Here is a 12533-nt window from a genome sequence, read left to right as displayed (position 1 = left end):
TTCTTATAGATCCCTGTCGGAAAAGACAGATTCAAGGCGATCTGCTATTTGCAATGGAAGTTGATGCTTGGCCTCTTGTGCGGCCAGCAGGATCGCATTACACAGAGCGCGCCGTTCGGCTCGCCCATGGCTTTTTACCACAATGCCGCGCAATCCTAACAGACTTGCGCCGTTATACTGGTCGGGGTTCAGGTAAGAAAAACGCCGTTTGAACATAAATCCGGCGATACGGCCAAGAAAACTGTGTTTCTTGCGGGGATATCCGGCCAACTGGGCCATCATCCGTACCACACCTTCCGCCGTTTTGAGGGCAACATTACCGACAAAACCGTCACAGACAATCACGTCGCACTCGCCACTAAAGATGCGATCCCCCTCGACGAAGCCGACGAAATTGAGCGCACTGCACTGACGCAGCAGCTCGGCGCTGTGACGCACCAGATCGTTGCCCTTGATCTCCTCCTCCCCGACGTTGAGCAAGGCGACCCGGGGAAAGGCAATGCCTTCCACCTTCTCGGCCACCACTGAGCCCATCACCGCAAATTGCAGCAGGGTGTCAGCATCGCAGCTGACATTGGCCCCCAGATCCAGCATCACGGTACGCTTGCCGCTCAAGGTCGGCAGCGCCTTGATGAGCGCAGGTCTGTCGACGCCGGGCAGGGACTTGAGCACGCACTTGGCCATGGCCATCAGGGCGCCGGTATTGCCAGCACTGACGCAGGCATCGGCCTCACCCGCTTTCACCAGATTGAGCACAACCCGCATGGAGGAATCTTTCAGGGTACGCAGCGCCACGATCGGCTTGTCGCCCATGCCAACCACTTGGGATGCATGTACGAAACGAACGCGAGGATGAGTCAGCAAGCCATGTTGCTGCAACAAGGAGGTAGTCTGGTGCTGATCACCGACCAGGATCAGTTTTAACTGGGGCAAAAGAGACAGTGCCTGCACGGCGGCAGGCACTGTTTCCGAGGGGCCAATATCTCCCCCCATTATGTCTAGCGCGACAGTTTGCGTAGACAAAGGCAATCCTTAAGCGATTACCTTTTTACCGCGGTAGAAACCATCGGCAGTCACGTGGTGACGACGATGAATTTCACCACTGGTCTGATCAACAGTCAGAGCTGCACTGGTCAGCGCATCGTGTGAACGACGCATGCCACGCTTGGCACGGGTTTTACGGTTCTGTTGTACGGCCATTGTAGGCTAACTCCTAGATTCACTTACGTTTAAGCTCTTCAAGAACTGCAAAGGGATTCGGCCGCTCATCAGCAGGTTCGATATCACCCCAAGTCATCTCCATGTTACCGCGCGGACAAGCATCCACCGGATGCATTGCCACCTGAGGCAACGAGAGGATGAGTTCATCCTCCAGGATTTGATGAAGATCTATCTCGCCGTTTTCGTCCAACTCAATGGGCTCATAAGCTTCCGGCAGTTCTTCCTCGTTTGTTTTTTCAAACAGCGGAGTGTAGATAAAATCAGCTTCACAAAGGTGTTCGAATGTATCTCCACAACGCTGGCAAACCAGGTCAACCTTGGCATGGGCAGTGCCTTTCATAACGGTCAACTTCTGGACATCTTTGCCAAAGTGCAGTGATACATCGACATCACTCTGCAAGCCTGCGGTTGATGCCTCCAGCCTGGGCATCTGCGACTTTTCCACTATCCCGACATAGTCGAGCAGCTTCAAGGCATTACGGACTGGATCAACCTTAACGGGCAACTTCACCTTTTGCATAGGGCGCGAATATTATAGGTCCAACAACTGATAGTCAAAGGAAAAAGTCCTTACCGCCGATGATTTTAACCATACAAGTCCCTGAGATGCCGGGATTTGTTCTCATCGGTGGCTGATTATGCCATAAACCTGAGGATCCTACACAGGATCCTGCCTGCATTCGGCACATATCGCGTGTGCGGGGGTTTCGCTGACCTTGTATCTGCGGTCCCTTCAGGTGTGCGGATCCGAAGTCTTGTCGTCAAATGACCGCCACATGGTCCAACCCCCTTCATCCGCCGCGGGCAATGCCTGCTGACAACTGATCATGTTTATCTGGCGGTAGCGCTCGTCATGAGGGCCGATTCTTCCATCTCAATCCACCCCCCCTTGATGTAACAGTGAGAGGATGCCGGCTCACAGATACAAGGGCGGTCGCTCTTTCATACGACAGCTCATGACCGTCTTTCATTCAGGCCGCTCCTGTCGTTACCATCAGGATCTTATCTCCAGCCACTGATGAAGCAAATTGAACCTTGCTGAGCACGGGTGCCTTTATCACGCTCATCAAGGCACAATGAATAACTGGCGAAGGTGAAACAGCATTAACATGCACATATAAATGTGATGGGAAATAGTTTATATACAGCATTCTGATGGCATGACATATCTGGCATCAGATAATGGTTGAAAACCTCCACCGCCAATTCAATGCACCAGCATTGCTGGCGTGTGACCACCACCATCACTGGGTATCAATACCCTCCCCTATGATTTCAATGTGGGCGCCTGCACGGGAACCCCGGTTCATCAGCCTCAGGCTCACAAGGTCTCTCGGTGCCTCATCAGCTACGACGGCGCCCATCACGTCCTGTGACCAGCATAACAGCCGCAAGAATATGTGATGGCTTCATGATATCTCCTGATAGGGTCAGATAGTAACTATCACCGCAATTCAGATCTGATGGATGAAGAGGCCGGTGCCAGATGCAACGACAAAGCAAAAGAGGCGTTAAAACCTGATCTGAAAATGAACGAAATCTTTAATGTGGCCACCCTCGGTCAACACAGCGGACAAGCGCTTATATGCCACTGTGACGATAAAGGCAGGGAATAAACGAAGCATGAAAAATATCATGAGTTTGCCGCTATATACTGTCCCTCATGAAAAATGGATAGGTGCTACCGACTATTTACCCGGATGACAGGTCAGTGAAAAGATAAAGGCGAGTTCTTGATAAACAACACCTGAATGGCGCCTCCGGCTTAAGCCTGGAGAATACACATCAAGACGCAAGCCTGAACAAAGACTGTCGTCAAGGAATGACCTGGCATGACTGCCACTTGCCCGCCGGATGTTGCAGCGCACACGCACAGGGCTGGGGTGGCATGGCTTCCATCAGCCGGCGAATGGCTTGAAAGCTGTCCAGCGCCGCTTCGGTAGCAATTGGATTGATGATCCAGCTCGGCAGGCTGTCGCCCGGGTTGGTGTAGGTTTCAAGACGCACCAGGGTGGTGCCATTGAGTTGTGGCAATGCCTCCCAGCGCCCTTCACTGGCTTGGATCCGCACTCGCCCCGGATGGGGCGGCAGTGCATCGGGCACCGCCCAGACCGTCAGTTGCAGGCTGCAATCGGCGTTGCGCTGCAGTCGAGAGTGTGTGATCAGCTCTCGCTCCTGCACAGGCCAGGGTGCTGACAAGCGGGTATACACCAAATCTTCATCGGGCGCTGGCTTTGCCAGCACACGCACCTCCAGGCTATGTGGCAGCCACTCCTGATGACGGCTAGTATCGCGCAGCACGGCCAGCAAGGCGGATGGGGGGGCCGCTACGTTCATTTCCAGGCGCAGGGCCACAAATGCCCCCGGTGGGTGAGCGCGGGTCCATAGCAAGATGCCGGCCTCCCCCGTCTGCAGTTGCCACCCTTGTCCCCATGCCGGTAAACAGAGCAGCCACAGCAACCATATTCCATGTTTTGTCATCTGATGCCCTCGCCTGATCCTGCTTATGCTTATAGCCGCTTTTCGACTGACAGGGAGGCCTGTCTGCTGGCGGGCCGAGATGTCCCGGGAAGATGGTGGCTAGCCGGGCTTCCCCACGTGCTCGTGGTAGAGCCGCTTTATCTCGTCTCGCAGCCAGAGCACCTTGGTATTGTGGTTGTTGCGCTTGTGCCAGAGCAGGATAAAAGCGATGTCGAGCTGGGAATACAGCGTTTCCTCCAGCGGCAGTGGCAAGAAGATCAGGTTGTCGTGATGCAAGCTGGCATAGCTGGCGCAATAGGACGGCACGACCGCGATCAGCTCGTGAGCCGATTGGGCGGCAATGTGCAGCGCCTGTTCGAAGCTGGAGACCCGGATCGGTACCCGTCGGCTGAGTCCCTCATCATCAAGCAGGCTGTCGAGCGCCCAGGCATCGCTGGCCTCCCACACCACGCTCACATGGGGGTAGGCGAGAACATTGTCCAGGCTCCACGTGCGGGCCAGCAGAGGGTGATCTTTGCGCAAGAACACCACGGGTCTGTCTTCGAACAACACCTCGTGATCGATGTAATAAGGCAGGCGGTTGACGCGGGCCAAGGAGCCAGGGTGCGTCTCGCGGGCACAGAAACCGAGATCGGCATCGCCATTGATGATGTCGCTGAGGGAGTGGTGATCCCAGTTCATCACCTTGATGGTCGACTTGCAGTACTTCTCGTAGATAACCATGGGCAAGCTGTTGAGAAAACTGGTGTAAAAGGGAGATTCCAACACCAGCCTGAAGGCAGCGCCTTCCGGAATCGCGTTGCCGCAGAGGGAGGCTATGTTGCCCGACAGCTGAAACCACTCCTTGAGCTCCTCTTCCAGTCCAGGCTCAGCGACAGGTTGGTGGGTTCGAGCCCCCGCTGCGTGCGGATAAAGAGCGGATCATCAAACCAGTCGCGCAGGCGAGCCAGCGCCTTGCTGACCGTCGGCGCCGTCACATTGAGCCGTTTGGCCACCTTGGTCGCGCTGCGCTCTTGCAGCAACAGCCTGAATACCACCAACAAATTGAGGTCGAGTTCGACCAGGGGGCGCATGATCAGATGTTCTCCACGGGCTGGGGATCGCAGGGCGCCTGGTCGACAACAGGCCCCATGATGCGAAAGGCGAGATAGAGTAGCACGGCAAGCAGGAGCGAATAAGCCAGTAACAAGAGGGGGGCCAGACCAAGCCAGCCCATCAGCCAGATATAGAGCGCCGAACTGGCTATCTGAATAATGCACAGGGTTGCACTGGCCAGAGCAATATGGTATTGGCAACTGGCGAGTGCCTCACCCATCGCGATGCCGAAGCTGGCGGAAAAACCGATGCAAACGAAGGCAAAGCCAAAACAGATCAGCCAGAGCGCCCACAGCTGCGATAAACCATCATGGGCCAGCGCCATCAACAGCGCCTCCTGCCGGGAAGCCAGTAGCAACAGCAGTGCCAACCCCAAGGCGCCGTGGGCCCAGGCCAGCACCCTCTCCTTGCCCCACCGGCGGATCAACACCGGATTGAGAAAGGAGGTGATCATGCTGATCACGGCCATCGCCATCATGATCTCGGCGTAGCCGGCGGTATCCAGCCCCATCTCCGTCATCAATATCATGGGCGAGGTACTGACATAGGTCAGGATGCAGGTCATGCCGGTACTGGTCAGGCCGCACATCCACAAATACTGCTTCGAACGCAGAAACCCGAGGCGATCGGCAGGATGGCCAGTGGCCTGCCTGCCCTCCTCTGGGCGGGTCTCCCGCAGCCAGAGCAGAGTCACCAATCCCACCACGGCGCCGAGCAGGGCCATGGCCTGAAAGATGGCTGGCCAGTCGAAGCGGGCCAGAATGAGATAACCGAGCAGAGGCGCCAGCACGGGGATCACACAAATGATGCCGTTGATCATTGATAGGACAGCCGCCAGCCGGGCCGGCGCCAGCACATCCCGCAGCACGGTAAAGGTCATGATATAGAGAGTGCCTGCCCCTATCCCCTGACCGATGCGGCCCAGTAGAAATACTGTGATCGAGTCAGCATTGCCGGCCGCCAGCGAGGCCAGCACAAAGATCAGGGCGCCCGCCAGGATCACCGGCTTGCGACCATATCGGTCAGCCAGCAGTCCGCCGACCAACACGGTAGCAGCCATGCCAAACAGATAGGCTGAAAACGCGGTATGCAGCTGCGCCGCGCTGGCCGCTAGCGCGCCCCCGATTTGGGGGAGCGCGACCAGGTAGAGATCTATGCCCACCGGGTAGAGGGTGATCATCAAAAAACTGCAAACAAGGTAGGGACGCATGACAACTCCAGCAGTAGCGGACTGTCACCCAAGGCATGACAGTCGGATAAGCCTGTCACTATAGGGAAGAGGCCGATGAAAGAGTCGATAACGGCACTTTCCAATATGGAAACCGAGGGACGTCGCGCTCCCTGCTCACTGCAAGCACACGGACTCCATCCGGCGATACCGGCAGATCATGTCAAACACGAAAACCCCATCAGGTATTTGCCCGGCTCACGGCGCGGCGATACCATCGGCGCCTGACTGCATCGAACCAGGACATCACAATGCCAACACAGCTGATCCTCGCCTCCACCTCCCGCTACCGCAAAGCCCTGCTGGAAAAAATCGGTCTTCCTTTTGAATGTGCGGCCCCCGAGGTAGATGAGTCTCCCCTGCCCGGCGAATCTGCCGAAGCGCTGGTGGCGCGGCTGGCCCATGCCAAAGCAAACGCCATTGCCGACCGATTTGATCAAGGGCTGATCATAGGGTCCGATCAGGTGTGTGTCTGCGACGGCCAGACTCTGGGCAAACCGGGCACGGTGGAGAAGGCGGTGGCACAACTGATGGCTGCACAGGGCCGCAGCGTCACCTTTTATACCGGCCTGTGCGTGCTGGATGCCGCCAGCGGCCGGACTGAACAGCTGGTAGAACCTTTCACTGTGCACTTTCGCACGCTGGATGAAGCCGCCCTTCGCCGCTATGTAGAGGCTGAGCTGCCCCTTGATTGCGCGGGCAGTTTCAAATGTGAAGGTATGGGGATAGTACTGTTCAAGGGGCTGGAGGGGCGCGATCCCAATGCTCTGATCGGCCTGCCACTGATCGGCCTGATCGAGCTGCTGGAACGCCACGGCCTCACCCTCCCCTGATGGGAACGATATGCCCAGCAATGAAAAACGGGAGCCAAGGCTCCCGTTTTCATCAGACATGTGGCAAGGCGCTAGCCCAGCAACCGCTTGAGCTCATCCATGGTATCGACGACGGCAAGCGGATCATGTGCCTGCAACCGGCGCTTGTCGTGCACGCCCCAGCTCACCCCGATCCGCGGCATGCCCAGCGCCTCTGCCATCGCCATGTCGTGAATGGAGTCGCCAATCATCACCGCCTGATGCGCCGCTAAGCCCAGCTCATCCAGAATTTGCGTCAGCATCAGGGGAGCGGGTTTGGAGTTGGCCTCGTCTGCGCCACGAGTGGCGGCAAACAGCGGCCGCAGTCCGGTATCATCCAGCACCCGATCCAGGCCACGGCGAGACTTGCCGGTGGCCACCGCCAGCGCAATCCCCTGCCCGTGCCAGTGATGCAGCAGCCCACTCGCCCCGGAAAACAACGGGCTGGGCGTGCCGTCATGCAGATAGTGATGACGATAGCGGGCGATCAGGGCGTTGGCCCGCTCGCCACCCGGCACCAGCGTAAACAGCTGTGGAATGCCGACCTCCAGGCTGAGCCCTATGATCTGATGTGTCTCTATCGCAGTGGGCACCGGCTCGCCGCAATCGCGAGCCGCCCCCGCGACGCAGGCCACAATCCGCCCCACCGAGTCCATCAGGGTACCGTCCCAGTCGAAAATGGCGAGTCGGACCTCTTTCATCAGCGAGCCAGCTTGTTCAGGAAGTTGTCGAGTTCTGGTGCGAGCGGGGCTTCCACCTGCATCTCGCGACCATCGACCGGGTGGGTAAAGCTCAGCTTCCAAGCATGCAAAAACAACCGTTTCAGCCCTTGGCTACGCATTTTCTCGTCAAAGGCCGCTTCCCCATACTTGTCATCACAGGCGATCGGATGACCGGCATGCTGGGTATGCACCCGGATCTGGTGGGTACGACCCGTGATTGGGCTGCACTCGACCAGGGTCGCCTCGGCAAATTGACGGGCGATGCGGAAACGGGTTTCAGATGGCTTGCCATCACTGCTGACCCGCACCACCCGTTCACCGGATTGCAGATCATTCTTGCGCAGCGGCGCATTGACCACCTTGACGTGGGGCTGCCATTGGCCGCGCACCAGCGCCAGATACTGTTTGCGCATGGTCTTGACTCGCAACTGCTCATGCAGGCTGCGCAGGGCACTGCGCTTCTTGGCAACCAGTAACACGCCGGAGGTATCTCGATCTAGCCTGTGCACCAGCTCCAGGAAACGGGCATCCGGGCGCAGAGCGCGCAGCCCCTCAATGACACCGAAGCTCAGGCCGCTGCCACCGTGCACAGCCATGCCGGACGGTTTATTGAGCACTATCATGGCGTCGTCTTCAAACAGGATCTGGCTCTCCAGACGCTGAATGCTACCGAGGTTGGCTGAGGGCAGTTCGTTTTTCTCGGCAACCCGCACGGGGGGGACCCGCACCTCGTCGCCTAGGCAGAGTTTGTATTCCGGTTTGATGCGCTTTTTGTTAACGCGCACTTCCCCCTTTCGAAGGATGCGATAGATCAGGCTCTTGGGGACGCCCTTTAGCTGAGTCTTAAGAAAATTGTCGATGCGCTGCCCTTCATGCTCAGCTTCGATGGTGAGCAGCCGCACTTGTTGTTGTATCTGTGTCATGGCGCGGATTTTAACACCGCCGGCGGCCCTTGGCTGCATGCTTTGATGAAAAATGGCACCTTGCTATAAAAGTGGTTTAAATGGGATAATAAACAAGGTTTTGTCATTGTGTTCAAGCCTTGTACTAAGTGGCCAAAATTTATGCCACCCAATCCCGAAACACCGTGTATACAAGAACATGACGGTTCCCGGGTGCGAGGTACAGCGCATGGAGAACACAAACAGAACCGATTATTTGTCTCCACACCGGCATCCTTAATTCATGCCTTCTCGAGAAGGCCGAACCAGAGCGCCCTTAGTTTGCGCCTCATGCATACCCCAACCGGGAGGTTGCCCAAGTATGCTGAAGACCCGAGGCCGGCGCCGGCAGGATCCTGTGGAGGAAATCAAAATGACAAAATAACGAGAACTCAATGAAAAGAATGCTAATCAACGCGACTCAGGAAGAAGAGTTGCGCGTAGCGCTTGTTGACGGACAACAGCTCTACGATTTGGATATTGAAAGTCCGGGACACGAGCAGAAAAAAGCGAACATCTACAAGGGTAAAATCACCCGTGTAGAACCCAGTCTCGAAGCTGCTTTTGTCGACTATGGCGCCGAGCGTCACGGTTTCCTGCCATTGAAGGAGATCGCCCGCAATTACTTCCCCTCCGGTTACTCCTATCAGGGTCGTCCCAACATCAAAGAAGTGGTCCGCGAAGGCCAGGAAGTGATCGTCCAGATCGATAAGGAAGAGCGTGGCACCAAGGGTGCAGCCCTCACTACCTTTATCAGCCTGGCCGGTAGCTACCTGGTGCTGATGCCGAACAACCCCCGTGCCGGTGGTATCTCCCGCCGCATCGAGGGTGATGAACGGACTGAACTGAAAGAAGCCCTGAACGGACTGACTGTGCCGGACGGCATGGGCCTCATCGTGCGTACCGCCGGTGTGGGCAAATCCCCGGAAGAGCTGGAATGGGATCTGAACGTTCTGCTTAACCACTGGGACTCCATCCACAAGGCGTCACAGGACCGTACCGCTCCCGTGCTTATCCACCAGGAAAGCAACGTGATCGTGCGCGCCATTCGTGACTACCTGCGTCGCGATGTCGGCGAGATCCTGATCGACGACCCTGTCATCTTTGAACGTGCCCGTGCTCACATCGAGCTGGTTCGTCCCGATTTCCTCAATCGCGTGAAGCTGTACAAGGGTGAAGTTGCCCTGTTCAACCACTTCCAGATTGAGAGCCAAATCGAGTCGGCCTTCCAGCGCGAAGTGCGCCTGCCCTCCGGCGGCAGCATCGTCATCGACCCGACCGAAGCGCTGACCTCCATCGATATCAACTCCTCCCGCGCCACCAAGGGCGGCGATATCGAAGAGACGGCGCTGCAAACCAACCTGGAAGCGGCCGACGAAATTGCCCGTCAATTGCGTCTGCGTGACTTGGGTGGTCTGATCGTGATCGACTTCATCGACATGACGCCGGTTCGCCATCAGCGCGAAGTGGAAAACCGTCTGCGTGAAGCCGTACATCAGGACCGCGCCCGCATCCAGCTGGGCCGGATCTCCCGTTTCGGTCTGCTGGAGATGTCCCGCCAGCGTCTGCGTCCCTCCCTCAACGAGTCAAGCAGCCACATCTGCCCCCGTTGCCAGGGTCAGGGCGTCATCCGTGACAACGAATCACTGGCCTTGTCCATCCTACGTCTCATCGAAGAAGAGGCCATGAAGGACAACACAGAGCAGGTTCATGCTCAGGTGCCGGTCGATGTTGCCGCCTATCTGCTCAACGAGAAGCGCGCCTCCATCGCCAGTCTGGAACAGCGTAATGAAGTACGTCTGTACATCATTCCGAACCAGCATCTGGAAACCCCGCACTATGAAGTGACCCGTATTCGTCAGAACGAGATCCCGGAAGCGGCCAGCTACGAGCTCAAAACCGAGATTGCCAAGCCGGTCTACCAGCCGAAGCAGGCTCAGGTGATCGAGCGCGAGCAACCGCTGCTGCAAGGCTTCGTCCAGGCTCCTCAACCGGCCGCCCCTGCTGCGCCTGCGCCCGTCGCAGCACAGCCACAGGTTGCCGCTGAAGCGGGTCTGTTTGGCAAGCTGTTCAAGGCCATTTCGGGTCTGTTTGCTGGCGATGCCGCCCCGAGCGACGTCAAAGCGCCTGCCGAGAAACCGGCTGCGCCGCGGGAAGCGCGCAAGGATGAAGGTCACCGTCATCAGCGTGATGAAAACCGTGGCCGTGGTCAGCGTCCCCGTCGTGACGACAACCGCAGCAACCGCAACACAGCAGAAGCTGGCGAGAAGCGCGAAGGCGCGGCCAATCGCGAGGGTGGTGAAAACCGCAATCGTCGTCCGCGTAAAGAACGCGAACCGCGTCAAGAGCGTGAGCCCCGTCAGGAACGTGAAGCCCGCGGTGAAGTGCGCACAGAACAGCGCCTGGAACGTGAGCCCCGCGAACCTCGCCAGGAACGCGAACCGCGTGCCCCGCGTCCTGCTCGTGAGCCCCGCGCCCCGCGTGAGCCCCGTGCAGAGCTGGTCGTTGAAGCGGTCGACGCCGTTGAAACTGCCGTGGTCAGTGCCGAGCCTCAGCAGGAGAAAGAGCAGAAAGTCGCCGAACGCCGCGAACGTCGTCAACTGCGCAAGCAGATCCGTGCCGATGTACCGGTCAGCAACCTTGCTACCCAGCCGACTGATGAGCCGGTTGCTACCGTGGCCAATACCGCTGACACAGTGGAACAGAGTGACGAACAGGCCGACAGCCAGCGTCGTTCCCGTCGTACGCCGCGCAGCCAGCGTATCGAAGGTCAGCGTCGCAAGCGCATCAACGAAGATGCCCGCAGTCAGCGCGATGATGACGAGCAGCAAGCAGACTCCACCATCCTGACCACAGCCGCGCAGGCTGATGCGGCTCAGGTGAAAGTGGAAGAGCCGGCAGTGCCCGTCATCACAATCCCGAGCGCCGAAGCCATTGCTGCCGCCGTACAAGCCTCTGCTGCGCTGACCGAGCATGTGGTGGTGGAAGCTGTTGCCGAAGAAGCCCGTGAGCAAGCCGAAGCCGTGGTAATCGCCGCCCCTGTTGTGAGCGACACCCAGCCTGAAGCGGCCCCTGTTGTTGCTGCCAAGCCGGTTGTCGCTGACGTGGTGGCCACGCCTGTGGTTGCCGAAGCGAGCGTCGTTGTCACGCCTGCTGACGACGTCGTTACCACAGTCGCACCTGTCATCGAGGTGGCTGCCGAGGTTGTTGCACCCGTTGTCGCGGAAGCTGCACCTGCAACTGAACCCGCGCCCCAGGTTGTTGAACCTGTTGTTGCCGAGCCAGTCGTAGCCGTGGTCGCCCAGGCAGAACCGGTAGCACCCGCTGCCGTTACTGCGCCCGTGGTCAACCAGGCTAAGAAAGGTGCCGGTCTGCTGGCGGGTGCCCGCAAGGCTTCTGCCCCGATGGCAACGCCGGCGGCGGCCCCTGCCGTGCCTGACCGTGCGCCTGTCGAGCAGGCACCGCTGGTGCGCAATGATGTGGCAAGCTCTGGCCGTCATGGTGGTAGCACGGCTGCTGTCAACGTGGCAACCAGCCCGGCTGGTCGTCCTTGATTGCCAACCAGCTAGCCTGATGGAAAAGAGCCACACACTGTGTGGCTCTTTTTTATCTTCAGTGTGGACTCTGGTGTCACTGAGTCACTGGCCCCTGCCTTTCCACATAGATTTTCTCTTTGCGCATCAAGCACTCTGTCACGCCAAAGCCACGCCTTCTCCTCGCAAGTCTGCCAATACGCGAAAATAGTCGACTCTGTACGGCTCAATAAGCTGCAACGCCTAGTGACGTACCCTGCCATGCCTAGCCAGCCAGTCTGCCCTGTTGCTTATGAGTCACCCTGTGTGTTTGTCAGGCGGATATCCATCAATTGAGTTATGGTCATTTCTGGTGTACGGAGGGATAGAAGAGGTGGCGTATCCTGCTGATTGATTCCCGCGAAGAATCTCAATCAACAGAGGTGATACGCCATGACTAATTCTACCCTCAGAGCCCTGCC

General features: G+C 57.9%; 9 protein-coding genes and 1 pseudogene. 2 read left to right on the top strand and 8 right to left on the bottom strand.

Features of this window, described 5'->3' with window-relative positions:
• Window positions 1–3 precede the first annotated feature (3 nt).
• The 6 genes and pseudogenes from plsX to GWQ22_RS11390 form a co-directional block, all read right to left on the bottom strand.
• Entirely contained in the window at window positions 4–1023 is a 1020-nt protein-coding gene (plsX, locus tag GWQ22_RS11415; protein ID WP_042037740.1) for a phosphate acyltransferase PlsX, read from the bottom strand.
• A gap of 9 nt (window positions 1024–1032) precedes the next feature.
• Window positions 1033–1200, bottom strand: coding sequence for a 50S ribosomal protein L32 (gene rpmF, locus GWQ22_RS11410; RefSeq protein WP_005311492.1), 168 nt, complete (start codon window positions 1198–1200; stop codon window positions 1033–1035).
• A gap of 19 nt (window positions 1201–1219) precedes the next feature.
• Window positions 1220–1741, bottom strand: coding sequence for a 23S rRNA accumulation protein YceD (gene yceD, locus GWQ22_RS11405; RefSeq protein ID WP_108536411.1), 522 nt, complete (start codon window positions 1739–1741; stop codon window positions 1220–1222).
• 1295 nt (window positions 1742–3036) lie between these two features.
• Window positions 3037–3702 (bottom strand): START domain-containing protein, encoded by a 666-nt coding sequence (locus tag GWQ22_RS11400; protein WP_275930376.1) that lies wholly within the window; start codon window positions 3700–3702, stop codon window positions 3037–3039.
• A 99-nt stretch (window positions 3703–3801) separates the two neighbouring features.
• A pseudogene (gene yidZ / locus GWQ22_RS11395) lies at window positions 3802–4775 on the bottom strand (HTH-type transcriptional regulator YidZ).
• Between the two features lie 2 nt (window positions 4776–4777).
• Window positions 4778–6007: an MdtL family multidrug efflux MFS transporter gene (locus GWQ22_RS11390; protein WP_275930375.1), complete on the bottom strand. Its 1230-nt coding sequence runs from the start codon at window positions 6005–6007 to the stop codon at window positions 4778–4780.
• Window positions 6008–6276: 269 nt separating this feature from the next.
• On the opposite strand from GWQ22_RS11390, the gene GWQ22_RS11385 reads away from it, so the two are divergent.
• Entirely contained in the window at window positions 6277–6858 is a 582-nt protein-coding gene (locus GWQ22_RS11385; RefSeq protein WP_212513158.1) for a nucleoside triphosphate pyrophosphatase, read from the top strand.
• Between the two features lie 71 nt (window positions 6859–6929).
• On the opposite strand, the gene GWQ22_RS11380 is transcribed toward GWQ22_RS11385, so the two are convergent.
• Together GWQ22_RS11380 and rluC are read right to left on the bottom strand one after the other, a co-directional pair.
• Window positions 6930–7577 (bottom strand): HAD-IA family hydrolase, encoded by a 648-nt coding sequence (locus tag GWQ22_RS11380; RefSeq protein WP_275930374.1) that lies wholly within the window; start codon window positions 7575–7577, stop codon window positions 6930–6932.
• On the bottom strand, window positions 7577–8521 hold the full coding sequence (gene rluC, locus GWQ22_RS11375; RefSeq protein ID WP_275930373.1) for a 23S rRNA pseudouridine(955/2504/2580) synthase RluC: 945 nt from the start codon (window positions 8519–8521) through the stop codon (window positions 7577–7579). Before rluC ends, GWQ22_RS11380 begins: the two co-directional genes overlap by 1 nt.
• A gap of 413 nt (window positions 8522–8934) precedes the next feature.
• Between rluC and rne the strand changes: the two genes are divergently transcribed.
• Window positions 8935–12093, top strand: coding sequence for a ribonuclease E (gene rne / locus GWQ22_RS11370; protein ID WP_275930372.1), 3159 nt, complete (start codon window positions 8935–8937; stop codon window positions 12091–12093).
• Window positions 12094–12533: the final 440 nt, after the last annotated feature.

This window comes from Aeromonas sp. 1HA1 (assembly GCF_029237385.1).
GTDB lineage: Bacteria > Pseudomonadota > Gammaproteobacteria > Enterobacterales > Aeromonadaceae > Aeromonas > Aeromonas popoffii.
This window is presented reverse-complemented; position numbering and strand designations above follow the sequence as displayed.

Bases quoted from the DNA above. Each gene is read 5' to 3' on its own strand.
- GWQ22_RS11400 (WP_275930376.1), bottom strand. From the start codon at position 3,702: ATGACAAAACATGGAATATGGTTGCTGTGGCTGCTCTGTTTACCGGCA.
- rne (WP_275930372.1), top strand. From the start codon at position 8,935: ATGAAAAGAATGCTAATCAACGCGACTCAGGAAGAAGAGTTGCGCGTA.
- GWQ22_RS11385 (WP_212513158.1), top strand. From the start codon at position 6,277: ATGCCAACACAGCTGATCCTCGCCTCCACCTCCCGCTACCGCAAAGCC.
- rpmF (WP_005311492.1), bottom strand. From the start codon at position 1,200: ATGGCCGTACAACAGAACCGTAAAACCCGTGCCAAGCGTGGCATGCGT.
- GWQ22_RS11390 (WP_275930375.1), bottom strand. From the start codon at position 6,007: ATGCGTCCCTACCTTGTTTGCAGTTTTTTGATGATCACCCTCTACCCG.
- rluC (WP_275930373.1), bottom strand. From the start codon at position 8,521: ATGACACAGATACAACAACAAGTGCGGCTGCTCACCATCGAAGCTGAG.
- yceD (WP_108536411.1), bottom strand. From the start codon at position 1,741: ATGCAAAAGGTGAAGTTGCCCGTTAAGGTTGATCCAGTCCGTAATGCC.
- GWQ22_RS11380 (WP_275930374.1), bottom strand. From the start codon at position 7,577: ATGAAAGAGGTCCGACTCGCCATTTTCGACTGGGACGGTACCCTGATG.